18 protein-coding genes are annotated in these 22,683 nt (G+C 52.8%); 5 read left to right on the forward strand and 13 right to left on the reverse strand.

Annotation, left to right across the window (positions count from 1 at the left end):
* The first annotated feature begins 346 nt into the window (after nt 1-346).
* Together AACZ19_RS09385 and AACZ19_RS09390 are read left to right on the forward strand one after the other, a co-directional pair.
* Entirely contained in the window at nt 347-5,182 is a 4,836-nt protein-coding gene (locus tag AACZ19_RS09385; protein ID WP_339633266.1) for an NAD-glutamate dehydrogenase, read from the forward strand.
* Between the two features lie 64 nt (nt 5,183-5,246).
* Nucleotides 5,247-6,605 carry an MFS transporter gene (locus AACZ19_RS09390; protein WP_339633268.1) on the forward strand — a complete coding sequence of 453 codons (1,359 nt, stop codon included), beginning with the start codon at nt 5,247-5,249 and terminating at the stop codon, nt 6,603-6,605.
* A 3-nt stretch (nt 6,606-6,608) separates the two neighbouring features.
* On the opposite strand, the gene AACZ19_RS09395 is transcribed toward AACZ19_RS09390, so the two are convergent.
* Nucleotides 6,609-6,923, reverse strand: a complete 315-nt coding sequence (locus tag AACZ19_RS09395) for a heavy metal-binding domain-containing protein (protein ID WP_339633270.1) — start codon at nt 6,921-6,923, stop codon at nt 6,609-6,611.
* Between the two features lie 20 nt (nt 6,924-6,943).
* Nucleotides 6,944-8,542, reverse strand: coding sequence for a bifunctional phosphoribosylaminoimidazolecarboxamide formyltransferase/IMP cyclohydrolase (purH, locus tag AACZ19_RS09400; RefSeq protein ID WP_339633272.1), 1,599 nt, complete (start codon nt 8,540-8,542; stop codon nt 6,944-6,946).
* Nucleotides 8,543-8,698: 156 nt separating this feature from the next.
* On the opposite strand from purH, the gene AACZ19_RS09405 reads away from it, so the two are divergent.
* Nucleotides 8,699-10,009 carry a nucleotide sugar dehydrogenase gene (locus tag AACZ19_RS09405; protein ID WP_339633274.1) on the forward strand — a complete coding sequence of 437 codons (1,311 nt, stop codon included), beginning with the start codon at nt 8,699-8,701 and terminating at the stop codon, nt 10,007-10,009.
* 5 nt (nt 10,010-10,014) lie between these two features.
* Here the strand turns inward: AACZ19_RS09405 and AACZ19_RS09410 are convergent, their stop codons facing one another.
* The 3 genes from AACZ19_RS09410 to AACZ19_RS09420 form a co-directional block, all read right to left on the reverse strand.
* Complete coding sequence (locus AACZ19_RS09410; RefSeq protein ID WP_339633276.1) at nt 10,015-11,667, reverse strand: heparinase II/III family protein; 1,653 nt, start codon at nt 11,665-11,667, stop codon at nt 10,015-10,017.
* Complete coding sequence (rpe, locus tag AACZ19_RS09415; RefSeq protein WP_339633278.1) at nt 11,664-12,329, reverse strand: ribulose-phosphate 3-epimerase; 666 nt, start codon at nt 12,327-12,329, stop codon at nt 11,664-11,666. Before rpe ends, AACZ19_RS09410 begins: the two co-directional genes overlap by 4 nt.
* Before the next feature lie 77 nt (nt 12,330-12,406).
* On the reverse strand, nt 12,407-13,693 hold the full coding sequence (locus AACZ19_RS09420; protein ID WP_339633280.1) for a transcription antitermination factor NusB: 1,287 nt from the start codon (nt 13,691-13,693) through the stop codon (nt 12,407-12,409).
* Between the two features lie 103 nt (nt 13,694-13,796).
* On the opposite strand from AACZ19_RS09420, the gene AACZ19_RS09425 reads away from it, so the two are divergent.
* Complete coding sequence (locus AACZ19_RS09425) at nt 13,797-13,955, forward strand: succinate dehydrogenase assembly factor 4 (protein WP_339633282.1); 159 nt, start codon at nt 13,797-13,799, stop codon at nt 13,953-13,955.
* A gap of 13 nt (nt 13,956-13,968) precedes the next feature.
* Here the strand turns inward: AACZ19_RS09425 and AACZ19_RS09430 are convergent, their stop codons facing one another.
* The 8 genes from AACZ19_RS09430 to tsaD form a co-directional block, all read right to left on the reverse strand.
* Nucleotides 13,969-14,886: a DMT family transporter gene (locus tag AACZ19_RS09430; protein WP_339633284.1), complete on the reverse strand. Its 918-nt coding sequence runs from the start codon at nt 14,884-14,886 to the stop codon at nt 13,969-13,971.
* Nucleotides 14,887-14,973: 87 nt separating this feature from the next.
* Nucleotides 14,974-16,722, reverse strand: coding sequence for a tryptophan halogenase family protein (locus AACZ19_RS09435; protein WP_339633285.1), 1,749 nt, complete (start codon nt 16,720-16,722; stop codon nt 14,974-14,976).
* A gap of 97 nt (nt 16,723-16,819) precedes the next feature.
* Entirely contained in the window at nt 16,820-17,233 is a 414-nt protein-coding gene (locus AACZ19_RS09440; protein ID WP_339633286.1) for an EVE domain-containing protein, read from the reverse strand.
* A gap of 8 nt (nt 17,234-17,241) precedes the next feature.
* Nucleotides 17,242-18,405 carry an acyl-CoA dehydrogenase family protein gene (locus tag AACZ19_RS09445; protein WP_339633287.1) on the reverse strand — a complete coding sequence of 388 codons (1,164 nt, stop codon included), beginning with the start codon at nt 18,403-18,405 and terminating at the stop codon, nt 17,242-17,244.
* An 86-nt stretch (nt 18,406-18,491) separates the two neighbouring features.
* Nucleotides 18,492-18,779, reverse strand: coding sequence for a YciI family protein (locus AACZ19_RS09450; RefSeq protein ID WP_339633288.1), 288 nt, complete (start codon nt 18,777-18,779; stop codon nt 18,492-18,494).
* A 22-nt stretch (nt 18,780-18,801) separates the two neighbouring features.
* Nucleotides 18,802-19,803 (reverse strand): NAD(P)H-dependent glycerol-3-phosphate dehydrogenase, encoded by a 1,002-nt coding sequence (locus AACZ19_RS09455; RefSeq protein WP_339633289.1) that lies wholly within the window; start codon nt 19,801-19,803, stop codon nt 18,802-18,804.
* A 99-nt stretch (nt 19,804-19,902) separates the two neighbouring features.
* Nucleotides 19,903-20,580 carry a ribose-5-phosphate isomerase RpiA gene (gene rpiA / locus AACZ19_RS09460; protein ID WP_339633290.1) on the reverse strand — a complete coding sequence of 226 codons (678 nt, stop codon included), beginning with the start codon at nt 20,578-20,580 and terminating at the stop codon, nt 19,903-19,905.
* Between the two features lie 16 nt (nt 20,581-20,596).
* A complete protein-coding gene (gene tsaD / locus AACZ19_RS09465; protein WP_339633292.1) occupies nt 20,597-21,667 on the reverse strand; it encodes a tRNA (adenosine(37)-N6)-threonylcarbamoyltransferase complex transferase subunit TsaD in 1,071 nt (356 codons plus the stop codon).
* Between the two features lie 66 nt (nt 21,668-21,733).
* On the opposite strand from tsaD, the gene hemC reads away from it, so the two are divergent.
* Nucleotides 21,734-22,675 carry a hydroxymethylbilane synthase gene (gene hemC, locus AACZ19_RS09470; protein WP_339633294.1) on the forward strand — a complete coding sequence of 314 codons (942 nt, stop codon included), beginning with the start codon at nt 21,734-21,736 and terminating at the stop codon, nt 22,673-22,675.
* The last annotated feature ends 8 nt before the right edge of the window (nt 22,676-22,683 follow it).

Genomic DNA, 22,683 nt, shown 5'->3' on the forward strand with positions numbered 1-22,683 from the left:
TTTTTCGGTTGATTCAAAATGATCAGCTCTCGGCAATTACAAAGTAGCAAACGTTCGTTTTTCTTTCAGAATAATTCTCTTATGTAAGGGGTTCTCCGTAATTACATTTTCCGCCGTTATGATTAAGAATAGATACAGTCTAGGAAGTTGACTTCATTTAATTAATTGATCTGAGACCATTTGACATTCCGCGAGAAACCGGAAACTCTACAAATAACGCTTTGAAAGAGATACGGTTTTTATTTGGATAATTCTTTTCAAATTAACCGTTAGAAGATAATTTAAGACTACGTTCTACATGTTGGAATGAGTAACCACACAAGTCTGAAGGGGTGGGATTCAGAAAATGGTCGCAAAGGCACAAGATCTTAAATTAGAACAGATAGATAAAGTTCTCGCAATAGTTGAGAGTAGGCTGGATAAAAAAACAGCGGCTGATGCGAAGAAATTTATCCGCCAGTTTTATGAACGCCCGGCACCGGAGGATATTCTTGGGATCTCGCCGGAATATCTCTATGGATCTGCCTTGTCGCTCTACAAGTTTGGTGCTGTGCGGGAACCACAGACGCCGAAACTCCGGGTCTTCACCCCTGATCTGGAAGAGCATGGCTGGAAGACCACACATTCGGTTGTTGAAATCGTCAATGACGATATGCCCTTTCTCGTCGACAGTGTCACCGCTGCATTAAACCGGCGCGGTCTGACCGTTCATCAGGTTATCCACCCCGTTGTTTACGTCGAACGCGACGAAAAAGGGAACCGGGTTCAGACTTTTGAAAGCAAACCCGGATCCAAGCAGAAATCCATTCTCGAAAGCATTATGCATTTCGAGATTGATGAACAGACGAACCCGGACGTTCTTCTCGAGATTGAGAAAAGCCTGCGGGAGACTCTGGATGACGTGCGCGTTGCCGTTGCCGACTGGAAGCCCATACTTGCCAAAGTCGGGTTGATCAGTGAAAAGCTGAAAAAAAATCCACCGCCCCTGGACAAAGCGGAAATTGACGAAGCGTTGGCATTGTTGCAGTGGATGTCAGACAATCATTTCACTTTCCTTGGCTACCGTGAATTTGAATTCAGCGTTGACAGCAAGGGAAAATCGGACAATTGGGGCCAGGTTGAAGGCTCTGGCCTCGGCATTTTGCGCGACCCGACACGCCGCATCATGTCAGGTGGCAAGGAAATGTCGCCGGAAGTGAAAGATTTCCTGCGACGGCGCGAACTGATCATTGTCACCAAGGCCAATGTCCGTTCGACAGTCCATCGGGCCGTCCATCTTGACTATGTAGGGGTGAAGAAATTCAATGATAAGGGCGAAGTGATTGGTGAATGCCGCTTTACCGGACTATTTACGTCGGCGGCTTATAATCGTATTCCCCGTGATATCCCGTATTTGCGCCGGAAGGTAAGCCAGACACTCGAGTTGTCAGGCCTGCAGAAAAACAGCCATGATGAAAAAGCACTCGCTCATATTCTGGAGAGCTATCCGCGTGACGAGCTGTTCCAGATTTCGGTTGAGGATTTGCTTGAAAATGCCACGAAAATCCTCTCTCTTCAGGAGCGCCCGCGGATCGGCGTATTGCTGAGACGGGACCGGTTCGAACGATTTGTCTCTGCGATCGTCTATATTCCGAGAGAAAAATTCAATACGGACATACGCCAGAAATTCGGGGCTTTACTTGCCGAGATGCACAACGGCTCTTTGTCCTCCCATTACGCGCTCGTCGGTGATGATGTTCTTGCGCGGATTCACTATATCATTTCTCTCAAGAGCAAACATAAACCAAAAGTTGATGAAGTGGAGCTGGAGCGGCGATTGATTGACGCCTCTCGCAGCTGGACGGATGATCTTAATGACGCCCTGCTTGAAAAATGGGGTGAGGAAAAAGGCTTGCGGCTTCGGTCTCGATACGGAAACGCCTTCCCGGCTGGATACAAGGAGCGCTTCAACGCCGAATTGGCACTTTACGACATAGATAAAATCGAGGCCGTCTTCAAGGCTCAGGAACTTGGCCTCAACCTCTATCGGTGGGTGGAGGATCCGGAAAACAAGGTAAGATTCAAGGTTTACAGCCGGGAAACACCACTGACACTTTCGGATTGCTTGCCGATGCTCGAACACATGGGTTTGAAGGTCTTTTCGGAAAACCCTTATCTGGTAACGTCGGACGAGCTTCCGGAGAAAATGTGGATACATGATTTCGAATTGATAGAGCCCGGCGGTCATGCGCTTGATCTACATGACTTAAAGGCAAAATTCGAAGAGACATTTCGGCGTGTCTGGACCGGCAATATGGAAAATGACGGATTCAACCGTCTTGTGCTCCGTGCTGGTCTGGAATGGTCTAATATCGTGGTGCTGCGTGCCTATGCGAAGTATCTGCGCCAGGCGGGAATTACGTTTAGCCAGACCTATATGATGAACACATTGTCTAGCAATCCGGTAATTGCGGGATGTCTGATAGAGCTGTTTCATGCGAGATTTGATCCGTCATATGAAGGAGACCGTGTTGCAAAGGTTGCCGGTATACTGGATGGAATCTGGGACCAGCTTGATGAGGTGGCTAGCCTTGATGAAGACCGGATTTTACGCCGGTTCGTCAATCTGATCGTTAACACGTTACGGACAAATGCCTTTCAGGGTTGTGTCGATGAGCAGGGCAGACCTTACTATTCCTTCAAGCTGGACAGTCAGAAGCTGGATGAGCTTCCCTTGCCGAAACCGTTCGTGGAAATTTTTGTTTATAGTCCGCGGGTTGAAGGTGTGCATTTGCGGGGTGGTAAAGTTGCACGTGGCGGTTTGCGCTGGTCGGATCGCCGTGAAGATTTCAGGACGGAAGTACTCGGCCTGATGAAGGCCCAAATGGTGAAAAACACTGTCATTGTGCCCGTTGGCTCCAAGGGCGGTTTCTATCCGAAAAACCTGGCCAGCACCGCTAACCGCGAGGAGTTTCTGGCAGAGGGCATTAATTGCTACAAGATTTTTATCTCCGGCCTTCTCGATATTACGGACAATTACGTCGGCAGCATGGTGGTGCCACCGGAAAATGTCGTGCGGCATGATGAAGATGATCCGTATCTCGTTGTGGCGGCGGACAAGGGAACGGCGACATTCTCTGATATTGCCAATGAAGTGGCGATTTCCTATGGCTTCTGGCTCGGCGATGCATTCGCCTCTGGTGGCGCGGCTGGCTATGACCATAAGAAAATGGCGATCACCGCTCGCGGGGCCTGGGAATCGGTCAAGCGGCATTTCCGCGAGATGGGGCATGATACCCAGACAGAGGAATTCACTGTGGCCGGTATCGGGGATATGTCGGGCGATGTGTTCGGAAACGGCATGTTGCTTTCGAAGAAGATCAGGCTGGTCGCGGCGTTCGATCATCGTAATATCTTTATTGATCCATCGCCGGATGCTGCGAAAAGCTTCAAGGAGCGGGAGCGGATGTTCGAGCTGCCGCGGTCATCCTGGGAAGATTATAATACAAAGCTGATTTCGGCCGGGGGCGGAATATTTGACCGCAAAGCGAAGTCCATCACGCTAACGCCGGAAATCAAGGCGCTCCTCGATATCAAGGCTGATCAGGTCACCCCCAACGAGCTGATTACAGCGATCCTTAAAATGAAGGTGGACCTGTTATGGTTTGGCGGCATTGGCACCTATATCAAGGCGGTCCACCAAAGTAACGGTGAGGTTGGGGATCGCGCGAATGACGGCATACGCGTTAACGGCTGTGATGTTCGCGCAAAAGTAATTGGCGAGGGCGGTAATCTGGGCGCAACGCAGCTTGGGCGCATTGAATATGCCTTAACGGGCGGACGCCTCAACACAGATGCCATTGATAATTCTGCAGGTGTGGATTGCTCGGACCATGAGGTCAATATCAAGATCCTTCTGCGTGCCGTCCTCGATGATGGAGAGATGACGGAAAAGCAGCGGGACCGCCTTCTTGTCGATATGACAGAAGAAGTGGCGGAACATGTGTTGATGGATAATTACCTGCAAACACAGGCGCTGACGACGGCGGAACGACAAAGCGTGGATAATTTCACGGAAAATGTTCTGTTCATGCGAAACCTGGAGAAGGCGGGTCGTCTCGACAGGACCGTTGAAAACCTGCCGGATGATGAAGAAATTGCTCGGCGCCAGTCAGCGAATACCGGGTTGACGCGTCCCGAGATGTCTGTGCTCCTTGCCTATTCGAAACTGACACTTTATGCCGATATTCTGGAAACCAGCCTGCCGGACGATCCATATTATGACCTCTGGCTAAGCGAGTATTTTCCGCCGCAGCTGCGGGAAAAATATGCCTCTTATATAGCGGGACATCGCCTCCGCCGTGAGATTATCACGACGATCATTGTGAATCAGGTTGTCAATCGCGCCGGACCGACCTTTGTCGCACAAATGATGGAAGAGCAGGGTTGTCAGGTACAGGATGTAGCACGTGCCTTTGCTCTCGTCTGTGCGGTTTTTGATCTGGAAAAACTGTGGTCAGGAATTGAAGCCCTTGATAACAAAGTCAGCACGGACATACAGGGCCGCATGATTGACGTGACGCAGAAACTGGCGCGCCGGGCAACGCTCTGGTGCCTGCGCCATCTTTCCCGCGACGATGATATCGCTGCTGAGGTCAAGCGGCTTTCTGCTGATATGCGTAAACTTGAGAAAGGTCTTGAAGATCTGCTAAGTGAAGAAGGCCGCACCCGATTTGTCGCTCGTGCGGAGCAGCTTGTCTCCGAAGGGGTTCCGGAGCCACTGGCGCGGCGGGTGGCGGCTCTGGGTCCGCTCAGATCTTCACTGGACGTGGTTCAAGCCGGGAAGACAGTAGGGCGTCCGATCACCGAAGTCGGCGAGGTTTACTTCGCTGTTGGCGCCGACCTCAACATCGACTGGCTGCGCGGTGCCGCGGAAACCATCGAGCCGGATAATAACTGGGAACGTCTTGCTGTCACGGCAATAATTGATGACCTCTATGGCCAACAACGCGCAATTACCACATCTGTCTTTGGTGGTGCGAATGGACATAAGGGCCGGGATGCATTCAAACACTGGGCGGGTAACAATCGGATAACGATCAAGCGCACGGGCGACCTGATAAAGGAATTCAAATCAACTGGCACCCTCGATATTGCTAAACTCGCCTTCGCCAACCGGCAGTTCCGCTCGATGATTACGTGATTGTCATCGTTGTTTCTTTATCGTAGCGTAAACCCATAAGGGAAGCGGAAAAAGTGGGGATGACATGGCCGCAATCGGTGAGGTGATGCCGCGCGAAGCAGATCGGCTTGGGAAATTTTCCTGGGCCATGTTTGACTGGGCAAACCAGCCCTTCTTTACTGTAGTCACCACCTTTATTTTTGCGCCTTATTTTACCTCCTTCGTGGCGGCAACACCGGCGGAGGGGCAGGCCTATTGGGGGTATACCCAGGCGATCGCCGGCGCTCTGATTGCCATTTTGAGCCCGGTTTTCGGTTCCATCGCGGATGCCGGTGGTGCACGTAAGCCCTGGATACTGTTTTTCAGCACTTTATGCGCAATTGGCGCTTTCTCGCTCTGGTGGGCGGTACCCGGCATTGATAGTGGCATATTCTGGATACTGGCGGGGATCGTGCTCGGCACCATCGGGGTCGAGTTCAGTATTGTCTTCAATAACGCCATGTTGCCAAGTCTCGTTCCTGCCAAGAAAATGGGCCGGTTAAGCGGGTTTGGATGGGGACTCGGATATATTGGCGGACTGATCGCGCTCTTTATTGTGCTATTCGGATTTTCCCTGCCTGAAGTCCCTTTGTTCGGATTGAACAAAGTTACCCACGAACCGGACAGGATCACCGGTCCCATGGCGGCCATATGGCTATTGGTCTTCATCATTCCTATGTTGCTGTTTACGCCGGATCGGGCGCCTACAGGAATATCGAAGATGTCTGCGGTTCGCAGTGGTCTTGGCGCATTATTGGTAACGCTGCGTTCGCTGAAGGATCATAAAAACATCGTTTTCTTCCTTATCGCAAGAATGTTTTATAACGATGGCATCCTTGCGCTTATCGGTTTTTCAGGAATCTATGCGGCCGGACTGTTTAACTGGGGAACAACGGAACTCGGTATTTTCGGTATTCTGATAAATTTCTTCGCCATTGCCGGGTGTTTTATCGGCGGCTTTCTGGATGACAGACTTGGTTCAAAGCCGACAATTGTCATCTCGGTTCTCGGGCTCGCCTTCGCGTCCGTCGGTGTGCTGTCCATCAGCGATGGACAGATTCTTTTCGGCCTTTCTGCAGCGATGCCGGTGGAAGGCGGGGCGTTGTTTGCAAGCCCGGCCGAAATGGCCTTTATGGTTTTTGCTTTTATCATGGGATTGTTTTTCGGACCGGCGCAGGCCGCAAGCCGAACCCTGATCGCACGGATGGCCCCGCCCGAAAAAGCAGGGGAGTTTTTCGGGCTTTTTGCGCTGTCCGGTAAAGCAACAGCATTTGTCGCCCCGCTGATGATCGGCATTGTTACGTCGGCAACCGGACAGCAACGCCCGGCCATGATAGTGATATTTATCTTGCTGATGATTGGCGCGGCGCTGATGAGTTTCGTACGCGAACCCGTACACGAATGATTATCAGGTCAGCTTGACGGCAGTTCCCGAGACAGTCACCATCAGCATACTGTCTCCGATGACCTCGACATCAACGCTGATCCCGACGATGGCGTCGGCGCCAATATCGGCAGCTTCCTCCTTCATGTCCGCAAGCGCATGGGCGCGGGCATTGCGGATTTCCTTCTGATATGCGTCAGATCGTCCGCCAAGCGTATCCGTAACCCGGGCGAAAAAATCGCGGATGAAGTTGGAGCCCATAACGGCCTCTCCGCCAACAACGCCCATATAGGCGGAAATCGTTCTGCCCTCGATGGATCCGGTGGTGGTTATGATCATTTGCCCTTCCCCTTTAATTATCAGTGACGGAAATGTCGCATGCCGGTAAAGACCATGGCAAGTCCGGCTTTGTCTGCGGCGGCAATCACTTCATCATCCCGCATGGAGCCTCCGGGCTGTATGACAGCGGTGGCGCCTGCTTCCGCGGCCGCAAGAAGGCCATCAGCGAAGGGGAAGAAAGCATCGGAGGCAACAACCGAGCCTTTCGCCCAGGCTGTCGTTTCACCCGCATTTTGCGCGGCTTCCAGGGATTTGCTGGCAGCAATCTTGGATGAATCGACCCGGCTCATCTGGCCGGCGCCGACACCAACCGTGGCGCCATTCCGGACATAGACAATGGCGTTGGATTTTACATGTTTGGCAACGGTGAAGGCGAATTTCAGATCCTTCATCTCCTGATCGCTCGGTGCGCGTTTGGTGACAACGTTCAGCTCGGGCGATGCGGTCAGGGCATTATCGCGATCCTGAATGAGATAGCCGCTGGCCAGCGATTTTACCAGCCGTCCCGGAAGGGTTGGGTCAGGCAGCCCGTCGGTCAGTAGCAGGCGGAGGTTTTTCTTCGCGGCAATGATTTCCTTTGCGGCCTCATCCGCCTCTGGCGCGATAATCACCTCGGTAAAGATTTTCACGATTTCCTCGGCGGTTGCCGCATCTAGGGTCTGGTTGAGGGCAATGATCCCGCCAAAAGCCGAGGTGGTATCACAGGCGAAGGCGGCCTTATAGGCGTCGGCAAGGGTTGGCGCCATGGCAACACCGCAAGGGTTGGCATGCTTGATAATGGCACAGGTCGGACCGCTTACCTTCGGGTCGAACTCGGCAACCAATTCGAACGCTGCGTCCGTATCATTAAAGTTGTTATAGGAAAGCTCTTTACCCTGAATCTGCCTTGCGCTGGCGACTCCGATCCGTTGTTCGGCATTGGCGTAAAAGGCAGCGGACTGATGCGGGTTTTCGCCATATCGCAGCGTTTGTTGACGCGTTCCGGCAAGAACAAGGCGGTCCGGATAGGGTTCTCCCAACTGGTCCGCATACCAGTTAGAGATTGCCGCATCATAGGCGCCGGTGCGGGCATAGGCCTTCGCGGCCAGCTTCTTGCGAAGTTCAATACTTGTCTTGCCGCCAGTCTCGGTAAGTTCGTCAATTACGGCCTGATAGTCGCTGGCATCGACGATAACATTGACGAAACCGTAATTTTTGGCGGCAGACCGGATCATTGCCGGACCGCCGATATCGATATTCTCGATACAAGTATGAAAATCGGCACCTTTCGCAACGGTCTCTTCGAACGGATAAAGATTGACGACAACAAGATCGATGCCGCCGATGTCATGATCCGTCATTGCCTTCACATGATCCAAATTGTCGCGAAGGGCGAGAATGCCGCCGTGAATTGTCGGGTGCAGGGTTTTGACCCGCCCATCCATCATCTCGGGAAAGCCCGTATGGTCGGCCACCTCTGTGACTTTCAGGCCAGCCTCCATCAGCATTTTGGCGCTGCCACCGGTAGAGAGAATTTCTATGTTGAGGGCCGAGAGCGCTTTTCCAAGTTCAACAAGGCCGGATTTATCGGAAACGGAAATAAGGGCGCGGGAAACAGGTTGCAGATCGGTGCGGGACATCGATGGAATACATCCTCTGAAGCAGGTGTTGCGGGAGTATGCGCCCTATAGCATGCAGGATGCATTTGCGGAACCTTTTAACGAAAAAAAAACTTGGACAAACTACTATCTCGGCGTTACCAACGACACACATATATATAACGGAACAAGTATCCCATGGCGAAAACAAAACCGGCGGCCCTCAAAGGACACGACAAGGTCAGCAGCAAAACCAAAATCTCTATTGTCGGCCTCGGCTATGTCGGGCTTCCCCTTGCGATCGCGCTGGCCCGAAGCTTTGATGTCATTGGCTTTGATGTCAACAAGGAGCGGGTAAAAGAGCTTCGTCAGGGCTTTGACCGGACGATGGAAATTGATACGCCGAACCTTCGGGCCAGCAGTGTGCGCTTTACGACCGACGTTAATGATACGCGCGATGCGGATATCCATATCGTGACCGTCCCGACGCCGGTCGATGAAAATGATAAACCTGACCTGAGCCCTCTTAAAGGAGCTTGTGCTGCGATTGGACCTGTCCTGAAGGACGGGGCAATTGTTGTCGTGGAGAGTACGGTATATCCGGGTGTAACCGAAGACGTATGCGGACCGCTTCTGGAAGAAACCTCCGGCTTGACATCGGGAGAGGGTTTTTATCTTGGATATTCACCGGAGCGCATTAACCCTGGTGATAAGGTCCATACGGTCGATAAGATCATCAAGGTCGTTTCAGCGCAGACCGACGAAGTGACAGATATTCTAGCCGATATCTACGGGTCGGCAACCACAGGCGGCACCTACCGTGCACGCAATATCAAGACTGCAGAAGCGGCGAAAGTAATCGAGAATGCGCAACGCGATATCAATATCGCCTTTGTCAATGAAGCGACGATGATTTTTCAGAAGCTCGGCATTTCCGCCTATGATGTGCTGGAAACAGCGGGTACGAAATGGAATTTCCTGAATTTCACGCCTGGCCTTGTCGGCGGGCATTGCATCGGTGTTGACCCTTTCTATCTTGCCCATCGGGCCAATGAGGTTGGCCATTTCGCCGATCTTATCCTGACAGGGCGCCGGATTAATGAGAATATGGGTAAGTTCATCGCCGACAGTGTGCACGGGAACCTCGACGGCAAAAGCAAGATCCTCATTCTGGGCGTAACCTTCAAGGAAAACGTCCCCGACCTTCGCAATACAAAGGTTGTCGATATTATCCGCGTGTTGCATGAACATGGTCACCAGGTGGATGTACATGACCCGCTTGCGGATAAGCATGAAGCGCAGCAGTTCCTTAATATTGATATTATCGAAAGCCTGTCTGACCTGCGTGGCTACGATGCGATTGTGGCCGCGGTTGCCCATTCCGTTTACCGGGATCTCTCTCCTGCAGCGCTGGAGGAAATGCTGGGTGGTGACGGATTGCTTGCCGATGTTAAGGGTATTTGGCGTAACACAGAATTTTCACCAACTATCAAACGATGGCAGCTCTGATTATATCAATCTGATAGCCGGGTAAGAGCCCATTTGATCAGGATCGGTTCCTGATCAATCAGCTGCCCGTTGATAACGATTTGCTGATTATGGCGCCGTTCTCCGGGTATGCTGCAATATACGCTTTCTTCCAACGCGAGGCGTGGGGCGGCAGTCAGGAATTTCCAGCCCGTCCCGCTTGGCGTGCGGATCAGGATATTCTTGCCGCTGGCACTTCGGGAAATGCTTAAATCCGGATGCAGATGGAAGCGCAGGCTGAAATGGGATCGCCCCGACGGTGGCATTCTTTCCGGGATGATCTGGTCTTCCCCACGAAGGGCCTGTCCGCTTGCGTCCAGATAAAGGCGCCTTCGATGCGCGACACCAACGGAATCGCGATAGCCGCTGCTTTCCAGGTCCAACCAGATATTGCCATCATCTTCATTGCGGGTAACATTTTCCGGGCTTTCACCGGAAGGTTCCAGCGGCGGAAAAATGGCGTTGATATTATCGAACCCGAGCGTTGAGTATGCGGCAGTCGCCGCAAGGGCTTTCCCCCAGGCCGAGTCAGGGTCACGTACTGCACCGCAATTGACAATGAGTCTTTCCCGTCCGTAACTGAATTCGAAACTCAGCACCCCGGCGTCACGCTGTATTAGCGAGTCGCGCCCGCCTTCCCCGCTTTCTAATATGAGCAGCGCGCGACCGGCCTTTAATCGTTCAAACCCCCCTTGTGGGAAGCGTTGCGGCGGCCGTCCGGTGGCATCCGATAGGGCCAATATATTATCGCACAGTCCATCCGGCAGCCGTAGGCCGCCATTAAAAAGCGCAAGGCCGCCGTCGCCATGCTGGAAAAAGCGGATCGCTGGGGCCAGGCGGTCAATCGCGTTGTTGATGGTGACCGGCACCATTTCATTCGCTGACATCAGCGTATTTCGAATGCCGATCAGATCACCGAGCAGGATCAAATGCCGTTCGGGGTTGCGGGAGATGTGACAACCGTCCGCCAGCACAACGCGCCCAAGTTCCGCTTCAAGCGACGCTAATATCTTCACGCATTGTTTGCTCATATCAGGGAAGGCGAGCGCTCCGTAAAGTAAGGCCTGCCAAGTAGATATCCGGTCTGCGCCTTTCGTTTTGCTTTTCGCCAGACGGCTGAGGTGAATATATTGACGGCGCAAAGAGCACAGGAATGTATAATTAAAGTCGGTTTCTTCCGCCTCCAGAAGAAACGGGCTGTGGCAAAACCAGGCGATTAACCGCCGCGACAGGACCTCCTCGTCCCAGATATAGGGACGAAAAGAACCAAATTCCGTGATCCAGGAAGTAATCAAGGCGCGGGCATGTCGTTTTGCGGCATCGCTACCATTAGCGACGAAATCCCGAAGCCAGGAAAATTCATGTAACTCCTTGTGCCACGCAAGGGGCATTCCCTCTACATGCCAGGGTTCCTGATCATCCTGCTCGAGACTGAAGCCGCCGAACTCAAAATGGCCCTGAAAAATACTATCGGCGCGCTCTCCGTTTCCGGGAAAAACATCTACGGGTGCGAGGACAAGCCGCTTGGGAACGCGGCTTTTAAGCATGGCCTGATAGGCTCGGCTTGCATATATGACATCAGAAATCAGGCGCCGCGATGGAAGGCCTCCTTTCGCAGGCGTTATCGCGGTTTTGATCATGTGCGTCCCAACACCGACTTGATGTTGGCGGCATATTGTTCAGGCCCGCCCTTGAACACGGCACTGCCCGCAACGAGGAGGTCCGCCCCTGCCTCGATCACCTTGGGGGCTGTTTCCGAATTGATGCCGCCATCCACTTCCAGATCGATATCGCGCCCGGACGCATCAATCATCGCACGGATGGTTTTGATTTTATTAAGTTGCGCGGGAATGAATTTCTGCCCGCCGAAGCCGGGATTGACGCTCATGACCAGAATGAGGTCTACATCATCCATGATATGTTCCAGCGTAGAGGCGGGGGTGGATGGATTGAGCGAGACACCGGCCTTTATCCCGTGGGATTTGATCAGTTGCAGGCTGCGGTGAAGATGGGCTCCCGCTTCCTGGTGCACGGTGATAATATTTGCACCCGCATCGATAAATTCTTCGATAAAAGGGTCGACCGGAGATATCATCAGGTGGCAGTCAAAGGGCAGATCAGTGTAGCCGCGTACTGACTTGGTTACGGCCGGGCCGAAGCTGATATTTGGCACAAAGTGACCGTCCATTACATCGACATGGATGAAGTCAGCCCCGGCACTGGTAATGGCGGAGATTTCCTCACCGAGTTTAGCGAAATCGGCAGCGAGGATGGACGGAGCTATTCTGACCGGTTTACGCATGAAACTTCCTTAAAGTGAGCGCCTTATCTGCTCTAACGTCAGATTAAGCATTTCTTTACCATGACAAATAAGGGGGCTCAAGTTATGCCCGTAGATATTTTACGAAGGCGAGCGGCATAAAACCCGTCCATCCCGCCCAAGTGAAAGGGAAGGGTTCGTATATCACCCTGCGGATTTATCAGTTCAGTGAGCCCTCCGACTTCAATTGGACGGATTGTTTCCCGTTCCAGACTTGGGTCACGTTTGAGCAGGTCGGCAATCCGGGCTTCTCCTTCTTCCGGCTGAAGGGAGCAGACACTATAGACAAGCTGACCGTGAGGTTCGAGCATTCGTGCCGCGGCATCCAGAAGGCGGCTTTGTAACTCTGTGAGCTTATCGACATCCGCCTGCGATTTCAGATAGGCAACATCGGGATGACGACGAAGCGTTCCGGTGCTGGAACAGGGAGCATCGAGAAGAATTGCGTCTGGAGTCTTTTCGGGTACGAAAGTTGTTGCATCGCCGACAATGGTTGTGACGGGCAGCTTCAACCGTTCCATATTCTCCTGAAGACGGTTAAGCCGGTTTTTTGATCTATCCAGGGCAATGACATTTGCCCCGGCAGCGGCAAGCTGTGCTGTCTTGCCGCCGGGCGCGGCACAAAGATCAATCACCAGCTTTCCCGAAACATCCCCGAGCAATCTGGCCGGTAGAGCGGCGGCAGCGTCCTGCACCCACCATTCGCCCGCATCGAAGTCTGCAAGATCTTTCAGCGACGATATCGTTGGGCGACGGAGTGTGCCCGTTGGAAGTATAGTCGCATTGAGTTCTGCCGCCCATTTTTCCGGATCGCTTTTAACGGAAAGATCAAGTTCGGCCTCAGTCAAATGCGCGGAAGCAATCTGGCGGGCGATATCCTCTCCATAATGCTCTTTCCAGGTGCTCCAGAGCCAATCTGGCGTATTGGTGCGCGAAACATCGATCTGGCCCAGTAATTTCTGACCCTGACGGTCTGTGCGCCGGAGAAGGGCATTGACCAGCCCTTTATGTTTGCTGCGTTCCGGGACCAGCGAGACCGTATCATGCACGGCGGCGTGTGAGGGAATTTCCATGAACAGAATCTGGGCAATGCCAATTCGCAGGATATGACGTATGTCTTGCGCTTTTTCCGGCAATGGCCGATCCAGCATTTTCCCGATCAGATGATCTATGATCCCGAGGTGACGTATACTGGTTGAGGCGATTGCTCTCGCCAGCGCCCGGTCGCGCGGGCTTAGGCCCCGCAATACGGGATCAAGAACCTCTTCAAGCGGTTGATGCTTTTGCAGGACGCGGCCAAGAAGACGGACAGCGGCATTGCGGGAATTGGATGACGGAGCGTTCATGCGCGGCTTCTATCTGAATTTCGCCTTGCGGTCTATAGATGCTTCGGAAATACTTGAACTCGATTAAATGGGAATACCCCTTATACAGGATGAATGGATACAGATGACTGAAAAGAAGACGAAAAGCGAACCGACACCCCAAGAAAGCAAACCGGCCGCTATCAAGCAAAAGCAGGCGAAAGGCGAAATTGGGGGTCCTAAAGGACTGGAGCCGACCCGCTATGGCGATTGGGAACGCAAAGGAATTGTTAGTGATTTTTGACAAAGATTTGGCGTTAGACGGGCTTTCCGCGCTCTGACAGCCAAATCCCGAATAGTACCAGAGCCAAAGCGGCGCCATGATAAAGCTCGAATGGTTCATCAAGAAAAGTGACGGCAAATATCGAGGCGAAGATTGGCACCAGATTAACGAATACACCGGCGCGTCCCGGCCCGATAATACGGACCCCTGTCATAAACGCAATTTGTGCGATAATAGATGGAAACAACGCCACCATGATAACGACGGCCCAACCGGTTGGCGTTGGGACCTGAAAATGCCCCATGTATGCTTCCAATAAAGTGAAGGGGATGGATGTCAGCAGCGCTGCTACCGCCATCATAGAGAGAAATGAGAGGGCGGAAACCTCCGGTCGATAGCGCAAAGAGACAGTATAACCGGCGTATAGCGCACAGGCGAGAAGCATTAAGGCATCACCCTCATTGACTTCCAGATTGGCAAGCCGTTCCACTGAGCCACCGGAGGCAATTATAACTACTCCAAAAATTGTAACAGCAACGCCTATGGATTGCAGTTTTGTTACCCTTTCCTTGAAAATGAGAAAGGCGAGCATGAGGACAAAAACAGGGATGGCGCCTTGTAAAATACCGATGTTAATGGCGGTTGTCGTATGGGCGGACAGGTAAAACAGCATATTGAAACCTGTAAAACCAAATGCCCCCATGACCAGTATATAAAGCAGATGGTTTTTCAGTATCGCCCAATCCCGGCGGAGATGGCTTTGCGCGAAGATCAATAACAGGATAACGACAAGCAGCCAGCGTAAACTAACTAACGCTAATGGAGACACCTGGTCTACCGCAAGGCGGCCCAAGATTGCATTCATCGCCCAACAAGTTGTTGTCAGGGTTAGCAGCAAGTAAGCCTTCAAATTTGAGGGTTTTTGCAGCAATTGTTCAGGGGGGGAGGGCATAGGTAAGCTCGATTAATCCGGTCTGGCAACTGCGACCTTACGCGAAAGGGAAGCAATCGCCAACCGCTTTCACGGCCGGTGCAGTGTTCAGAGGATGTGAGAGCCTGAGAGGTCGTCTTTCTCTGTGTCTTTTGACTTGCTGTTGTCTTTCTCAAGAGCGAAATTGATATTTGGTTTCAAAGGCGAGGAACCGAGCTGTACTGTCGCTTTCGACATCTGAAAATTGCTGGACTGGCTTCCAAATGTGAGCCCGTTAAAGCCACTAAGTGCAAAGCCGCTTTGAGGCGCGGTCACCTCATCTTCCCCACGAATTTTCCGGAGCAGCTCAAAGTGGTTTGGTAACCCGGCGAGCTTCTTTTGCTCATACTGTAGAAAATCCGCAATCCGTTTGTCCCAGTCTTCACGGACAATAAACCTTTCCGCCGGATAACGAATTCCATCCAGATATCCCTTTGAGAAAAGAATTGTATTGTAGCTGAAATAGTTGAAGAGATAGACACCATCAAAATCAGTATTTATCGGAAGCGTATGGCGATACTCCTCCAACAGGTTCTCAACGCTCTCAGGGATTTCCATCTCCTCACGTGCCACCCGCCAGTATTCACTGTCTTCGCGGTTATTCGTACAGTAATGCAGGATGATGAAATCCCGGATTGCCTGCATCATCTTTTCTGTCGTTTCATTGAATCGTCGGGCGAGTGCGGGGGCGAAATTCTTGTCCGGGAAATTGATAAGAAGCAGCTTCACGAAATTCTCGATCATATAGATCGCCGTTGACTCCAACGGTTCTATGAAGCCCGCGGATAGTCCGATCGCAATGCAGTTTTTCTCCCACGCCCGCTCCATCCGGCCAATCCGGACTGGAATAACGCGAGGTTCAGCATCCTTTACCCCTTCACCCAGATGCTTCAGAAATTCCTCCCGCGCCTCATCATCAGTTCGAAAATGGCTGGAGAAAACATAGCCCGTGCCGATTCTGTTATAAAGCGGGACTCGCCACACCCAACCCGCGCCAAGTGCAGTCGAATTTGTGCAGGGTTCGATCTCCCGCACATCCTGATGAGGAATTTGAACGGCTAATGCGCGGTTGTTGAGAAGGTATTTGCTGTAATCCCGGAAGGGAACGCCCAGCACCTGATTGATGATAACGCCCTTGAAGCCGGTGCAATCAATCACCAGCTCGACTGGGCGGCGACCTTGTCGTTGCAGTTTAAGGGCGGAAATAAATCCGCGTTCGTCCTGCTCAACTTCTTCAACATCGTCGAGCACATGATTAACACCTCGCTCAATAGAAATCTCCCGAAGAAATTCAGCAAATTTCCCGGCGTCCAAATGGTAGGCGTAATTTAGCTGACTTTCATAATCGCCATGTGTTAGCAGTTTTGGCCCGACTTTTGCGGCAATCGCAGCGCCGCTGACGGCTAAGCAATCATCGATATTGTCGCGTCCTGGCGGGCCACCAAATTTATGAAAATGATAGGCCGGATTCTGTCCCCCCAATTGTGTAGAAATGCCATCGAAAGGATGGATAAAGGAGGTGCCGCGTCCGTGTTTGTCGTGATTCCAGTTGGAGAACCGCACCCCCAGCTTGAAGGACGCATTGCACCTAATGAAGAATTCCTTCTCCGATATGCCGAGGCTTCGTAAAAGGCCTGGCATGGTCGGCACCGTTGCCTCCCCGACGCCGATTGTGGGAACATTTGGCGATTCAATCAGTGTAATTTTTATCGGATTCTGCTTATTGCGCAGGTTCATGAAGCGGACGAGAAAAGCGGCCGCCAACCATCCCGCTGTGCCGCCGCCAACAATCGTTACTTCATTGATCTGGTTATCCATGCCAGCCCCCTAACACGCGAATTCCGCTTGAAAATATTAGGGACTGGTTATGGGGCCGTCAAGCGCGGGAAAAGAAAGCGGGCGTGATCTTTTGGAGCTAAAGACCGCCCATCTTGCAAATCAGTTTCCAGGAAGGCTCGTCCACCGGCACAACGGAGAGACGGCTTTGACGCACAAGTGCCAATTCTTCAAGGCGTGGTTCGGCCTTGATGTCCGCCAACGTTACCGGGTTTGGCATGGATTTGACTGCCTTGACATCGACCATGCCGAAACGGCCCTTTTCATCAGTGTGATCGGGGTAATATTCTTTTAAGACCTCGACAATGCCAACAATCTGTTTTTCCTTGACCGAATGGTAAAAGAAGCACAAATCGCCGATTTTCATTTCCTTCATATTATTCGACGCCTGATAGTTTCGCACGCCATCCCAGAAGGTGCCGTCTTCTCCTGCGTCGAGTTGATCCTGCCAAGACCATGTGCCCGGTTCTGATTTTACAAGCCAGTATTTCATCAAGGCCCCTATTTCTTGCGCTTGCCCGGGAAGATCCCCATCTGCTTGGCGACGATTTCGAGCATGATCTCATTCGCGCCGCCACCGACTGAAGACAGTCGAAGATCGCGATATCCACGGGAAATCCAGTTCTCCGACATAAAGCCCTGTCCGCCCCAATATTGCAAGCATTCGCTAGGAACTTTATTGCAGAGCGTGCCGACAAGATACTTTGTCATCGAGGCAAGCTTGGTGACGTCATTGCCGTTGATATATTCCTCGATCGAGCGGTAAAGCAGTGATCGGGCAGATTCGACTAGCGTCTGCAGCTCCGCCATCTTGTGATAAACGACCTGTTTGGCGAGAAGCGTCTCGCCAAACACTTTCCTCTGGCTTGTATATTCGATCGTATCCTCGATTGCCATCTCGCACCCCCGCAGTGCCCGTGCCGCTACATACATTCTTTCTTCCTGGAATTGCCGCATTTGATAGGTGAAACCCATATTCTCGTCGCCAATCAGGTTGCGGACCGGCACGCGAACATCATCGAAGAATAACTGTGCCGTATCGGAACAGCGCAATGCCATCTTGTCGAGCTTGCGGGCAACCGTAACCCCCTTGGTTTTGAGGGGTACGATGATCAGGGATTTATTACGGTGCGGGCCGCCCTCCTCGGACGTGTTGACAAGCAGGCAGATCCAGTCGCCCTGCACCCCGTTTGTGATCCACATCTTGGAACCGTTGATGATATAGTCATCGCCGTCACGTTTGGCATATGTCCTCGTATTGGCGACATCCGATCCGGCGGCTTCCTCACTCACACCGATACAGCCAACCATCTCGCCTGCGATTGTCGGCACCAGAAATTCCTGCTTGAGCTCCTCACTGCCATAGTTGGTGAGGGCGGGGGTGCACATGGTTGTCTGAACGCCGATGGCGGTGGAAACGCCATTCGCGCGAATGCTGCCGAGCGCCTCTGCAAAAACCATTTCATAGGAGAAATCAAGATCTAGTCCGCCATATTGCACGGGCTTGCCGATGCCAAGAAGGCCTGCCTCCGCCATGATCTTCATCACGTCATGGGCCGGGAAGATGCCCTCGTCCTCCCATACGTCGACATTGGGGTTGATATGCTCGTCAATAATCCGGTTAACGGTATCCTTAAGTGCGATATGCTCTTGCGAAAATAGCATGTGACCACCTATTGCTTTTTTTTATTATTATCAAGGTGGCCACTACATCATAATATCAGTTGAATGGCAATCGTTGGACCGTTCCCTTAAAGGCCATCACCAATTGCGTGTTTCCAGGGTTTTACGATAACGCTGTCGAACAGACCGGCCGTCCCATATGGATCTCCGGCGACCCAGGCTTTGGCAGCAGCAAGATCGGAATCCTCGAATATCAGGAGGCTGCCATTCGGGGTTTCCTCGTCTGCTTCCGTTGTCGGACCAGCCAACTTAAGGGCATCCCCTTTTGCCTTCAGGAAAGCAAGGTGATCTTGGCGCGTGTCAAGGCGGACTTTCAAATGACCGGGTTTGTCAGTGCAATGAGCGATAAACAGCATTTTCTCTCTCCTCTTTAATTCTTCAGAAACCGGCGAGCTTTTCGTCGCGAAAGGGTCTGGCCAGCAATTCTTCGACTGCGCTCGATACGGCGATGCCCCCGTTCAGAATCTCGTCTACAGCAAAACAGATCGGCATTTCGATATTGAACTTCTCTGCGAGTTGACAGATGGCGGAGGCAGTATAGACACCTTCCGTTACTGCGGTGCGTTGCTGCAAGATCTCACCAAGGATATCCCCTTGACCCAACGCTGCCCCGAGAGAGAAGTTCCGCGAAGCAGTCGAGCTACATGTTAAAACGACGTCTCCAAGCCCGGAAAGGCCCATCAGGGTCTCTGCCCGGGCGCCAAGTTTTTCCCCGAGGCGTAAAATCTCAGCCATGCCGCGGGTGATCAGTGCGGCGCGGGCGTTTTCTCCCAACCGCCCTCCGGACACCACACCACAGGCGATGGCCAGCACATTCTTGACGGCGCCGCCGATTTGCGCGCCGATAATGTCATCGGAGAGGTAGGGGCGGAAGGTGGGTAATCCGATTGCTTTTACCAATGTTGCGCCGATGGCTGCATCCTTGATTGCTAGTGTCGCGGCGGCGGGCAGTCCTTGAGCAATCTCACGGGCGAAATTCGGTCCTGAGAGTATAGCAAGGGTATTTTCTGGCGTGATTTCCTTGATCACTTCACTCATCAGGCGGCTTGTGTCCTGTTCAATTCCTTTAGCACACATGACAAGTACGGTTTCCGGCGACAAATTCGGCTTCAGTCGGTTAAGGGTGTCACGCACATGCTGGGCCGGCACCACCAATAACAGAACATCCGCATCGGCAGCGTGGGCAAGGTCAGCCGTGGCCTTTATCCCGTCGGGAATTGGGATGTTATCGAGATATTTGCGATTGGTTTTATCGCGGTTGAGTGCATTCGCATGCTCCGCCTGCCGTGTCCAGAGGAGGACTTCATTCCCGCCGTTGCGCGCTGTGATCGCCAGTGCCGTTCCCCAGGCCCCGGCGCCAATAACATTTATCCTTGTCATCCGCCCTGAATATCCTGTTCCATCAGAATTCGCGATAAGGGTTGATTAACATGAACAACGCGTAACACGAAGTAGAGAAATGATAAGGTTGCGTCGCGATTAAACCTCGATCACCTCGATACCGTCATCCGTTCCGATAATGATTGTGTCTGCAAAGCCGATGAACAGTCCATGTTCGACAACACCCGGCATGTTGCTGAGTTCCAGTGCGAGGGATTCTGGCTCGTCTATTTTACCGAAATCGCAGTCGTATATATAGTTTCCTTCATCGGTAACGAATGGCGTTCCGTCTTTGGTCTGTCTGAGTTCAGGGCGGCAGCCCAGAGCTTCCAGCTTTGGTTTCAGAGCCGGTGCGACAAACTGGACAACTTCCACAGGTAATTTGAAAGCACCCAGTTGATCCACTTTCTTTTTGGCCTCCGCGATGACGATCATTTTATCGGAAAGGGAGGCGACAATTTTCTCACGCAGATGAGCGCCGCCGCCGCCCTTGATCAGGCGTCCTTTGGGGTCAACCTCATCGGTGCCGTCAATTGTCAGGTCGATGATGCTGACTTTATCCAGACCAACAACGGGAATACCAAGATTTCGGGCCTGCGCCGCCGTCGCCTCAGATGTGGGAACGCCCGTGATACGGAGGCCAGCCGCAACCTTTTCTCCGACCAGGTCGACCATTTTCGCCGCCGTTGAGCCGGTGCCGAGCCCGACAACCATCCCGTCCTTGATAAAAGTCACCGCTTTCGCGGCCGCGGCTTGTTTCTGCTCGTCTTCTGTCATGTTTCAGTCCTGTTTTCTAAGCCTTGTAACCCGCAAAAGGTGCGGGTTCCGCGCTGGGGTCCAGTGGCCAGCGTGCGCGCGCCGCCAAATCAAGTGTGTTCGTGAAACCTGCGTTCAGCCGTTCGATCCCGGCCCAGGCAATCATGGCGCCGTTGTCGGTGCAGAGCTTCGCGGGCGGCACTACCAGACGGATGCCTGCATCATCCGCCAGAGTTTGAAGGGAGCCTTTCAAATACTGATTGGCGGCAACGCCGCCCGCAACGACAAGGCTTCCCCCCAGTCCGTAATCCTGGATAAATATGTTGAGAGCGTTGCCCAGACGGTCTATCAGGCTTTCGACTGCTGCTTTCTGGAAACTGGCTGCGAGGTCGGAAATGTCCGCTTCGGTTGCGGCGTCTCCCAGCTTTTCACGGGCTTGTCGAAGGGCTGTTTTAAGGCCGGAGAATGAGAAATTGCACCCCTCACGCCCTTTCATGGGCCGGGGAAAATCAAATCGGTCTGGATTGCCCTTCAGCGCCGCGCGTTCAACAGCAGGACCTCCCGGAAAGCCAAGCGCCAGCATCTTCGCCGTTTTATCGAACGCCTCTCCCACCGCATCGTCGATGGTGGTGCCGATGCGGCGATACCGGCCAACATCCTCCACGATCAGAACCTGCGAATGACCACCGGAGACCAGCAATAAAAGATAGGGAAAGGGTACGTCATCACAAAGCCGAGCGGTGAGGGCATGACCTTCCAGATGATTTACGCCGATCAGCGGAATGCCTGTGACGGAGGCAATTGCTTTTGCCGTCATCAGCCCGACCAGAACGCCGCCGATCAGACCGGGACCGGCGGTTGCCGCGACAGCGGAAAGATCTGAATAGTCGATCCCGGCTGTGGTCATCGCCTGATCCACGAGCCGGTCCATTTCCGTAACATGGGCGCGGGCGGCGATTTCCGGCACTACGCCGCCAAAAGGGGCATGCGCGTCGGTCTGCGAAAGAACGACATTGGCAAGGATTTCCTTATCCGCCGTTACCACCGCGGCGGCCGTTTCATCGCAACTGCTCTCCAGCCCGAGGACTATCACTTGTTTGTTTGGCATTTGTTTTCTATTACAAAGCGGTGCACATTGCACAAGGCTCTAACACTTGAGGAAATATCCCGCAATATGACCTTTGTCAAAACATACAAGATTGGAACCCGCGGAAGTCCGCTCGCTCTGGCGCAAGCCGAGGAGACCCGAACGCGGCTTCTGGCGGCCCACGAAGGAGCGCTGGAGCCGGAGCAGCTTGAAATCAGGGTGATAAAAACGACAGGCGACCGAATTCAGGATCGGGCCCTCAGTGAAGTGGGCGGAAAAGGACTATTCGTCAAGGAAATCGAGGAAGCGCTGATTTCCGGCGAGATCGATTTTGCCGTTCATTCCATGAAGGACATGGAAACGGAGCTGTCGCCTGAACTTGTCATCGACTGCATCCTGCCGCGTGAGGACGCCCGGGATGCTTTTATCTCGGCGAGTGGAAAAAGGCTTGCCGATCTGCCGCCCGGCGCACTTGTTGGAACAGCCAGCCTTCGTCGGCAGGCGCAAATTCTGAACCGCCGTCCGGATTTGCGGGTCGATATTCTGCGTGGCAGTGTGGAGACGCGGCTTCGCAAACTCGCGGAAGGAAAGGCGGATGCCACGTTGCTTGCGCTCGCCGGACTTAAACGCCTTGGCAAGGAAGACGTAATTACGGAACTGATGAATGTCGAGGATATGCTGCCTGCCGTTGCGCAGGGCGCTATAGGGATCGAGCGGCGTCTGGAGGATGAGGAAATTGCTGCCCTGCTTGCGCCAATCAATGATTCGGTCAGTTATGCGCGGATTTCATGCGAACGGGCGATGCTGGCTGTTCTGGACGGTTCCTGCCGGACCCCGATTGCCGGATATGCCGAATTGGTGGATGGCAACATGCTTGATTTTCGGGCCAGCGTCTTGGCGACGGACGGCTCACTTCGTTTTGATGCGAGTGGTCAAGCGGATATTTCCGACGCAGTCGCACTTGGTGAGCGGCTTGGCCGGGAGCTAAAAGTTCAGGCAGAGGATGCCAATTTGACTTTCATCCTGTAAAGTAGGCC

Origin of the sequence: uncultured Sneathiella sp. (genome assembly GCF_963973085.1) — a bacterium.
Taxonomy (GTDB): domain Bacteria; phylum Pseudomonadota; class Alphaproteobacteria; order Sneathiellales; family Sneathiellaceae; genus Sneathiella.

Bases quoted from the DNA above. Each gene is read 5' to 3' on its own strand.
- tsaD (WP_339633292.1), bottom strand. From the start codon at position 21,667: ATGCCAAACAAACAAGTGATAGTCCTCGGGCTGGAGAGCAGTTGCGAT.
- AACZ19_RS09385 (WP_339633266.1), top strand. From the start codon at position 347: ATGGTCGCAAAGGCACAAGATCTTAAATTAGAACAGATAGATAAAGTT.
- AACZ19_RS09455 (WP_339633289.1), bottom strand. From the start codon at position 19,803: ATGACAAGGATAAATGTTATTGGCGCCGGGGCCTGGGGAACGGCACTG.
- AACZ19_RS09405 (WP_339633274.1), top strand. From the start codon at position 8,699: ATGGCGAAAACAAAACCGGCGGCCCTCAAAGGACACGACAAGGTCAGC.
- AACZ19_RS09430 (WP_339633284.1), bottom strand. From the start codon at position 14,886: ATGCCCTCCCCCCCTGAACAATTGCTGCAAAAACCCTCAAATTTGAAG.
- AACZ19_RS09425 (WP_339633282.1), top strand. From the start codon at position 13,797: ATGACTGAAAAGAAGACGAAAAGCGAACCGACACCCCAAGAAAGCAAA.
- rpe (WP_339633278.1), bottom strand. From the start codon at position 12,329: ATGCGTAAACCGGTCAGAATAGCTCCGTCCATCCTCGCTGCCGATTTC.
- AACZ19_RS09395 (WP_339633270.1), bottom strand. From the start codon at position 6,923: ATGATCATAACCACCACCGGATCCATCGAGGGCAGAACGATTTCCGCC.
- rpiA (WP_339633290.1), bottom strand. From the start codon at position 20,580: ATGACAGAAGACGAGCAGAAACAAGCCGCGGCCGCGAAAGCGGTGACT.
- AACZ19_RS09435 (WP_339633285.1), bottom strand. From the start codon at position 16,722: ATGGATAACCAGATCAATGAAGTAACGATTGTTGGCGGCGGCACAGCG.
- purH (WP_339633272.1), bottom strand. From the start codon at position 8,542: ATGTCCCGCACCGATCTGCAACCTGTTTCCCGCGCCCTTATTTCCGTT.
- AACZ19_RS09410 (WP_339633276.1), bottom strand. From the start codon at position 11,667: ATGATCAAAACCGCGATAACGCCTGCGAAAGGAGGCCTTCCATCGCGG.
- AACZ19_RS09440 (WP_339633286.1), bottom strand. From the start codon at position 17,233: ATGAAATACTGGCTTGTAAAATCAGAACCGGGCACATGGTCTTGGCAG.
- AACZ19_RS09390 (WP_339633268.1), top strand. From the start codon at position 5,247: ATGGCCGCAATCGGTGAGGTGATGCCGCGCGAAGCAGATCGGCTTGGG.
- AACZ19_RS09445 (WP_339633287.1), bottom strand. From the start codon at position 18,405: ATGCTATTTTCGCAAGAGCATATCGCACTTAAGGATACCGTTAACCGG.
- hemC (WP_339633294.1), top strand. From the start codon at position 21,734: ATGACCTTTGTCAAAACATACAAGATTGGAACCCGCGGAAGTCCGCTC.
- AACZ19_RS09450 (WP_339633288.1), bottom strand. From the start codon at position 18,779: ATGCTGTTTATCGCTCATTGCACTGACAAACCCGGTCATTTGAAAGTC.
- AACZ19_RS09420 (WP_339633280.1), bottom strand. From the start codon at position 13,693: ATGAACGCTCCGTCATCCAATTCCCGCAATGCCGCTGTCCGTCTTCTT.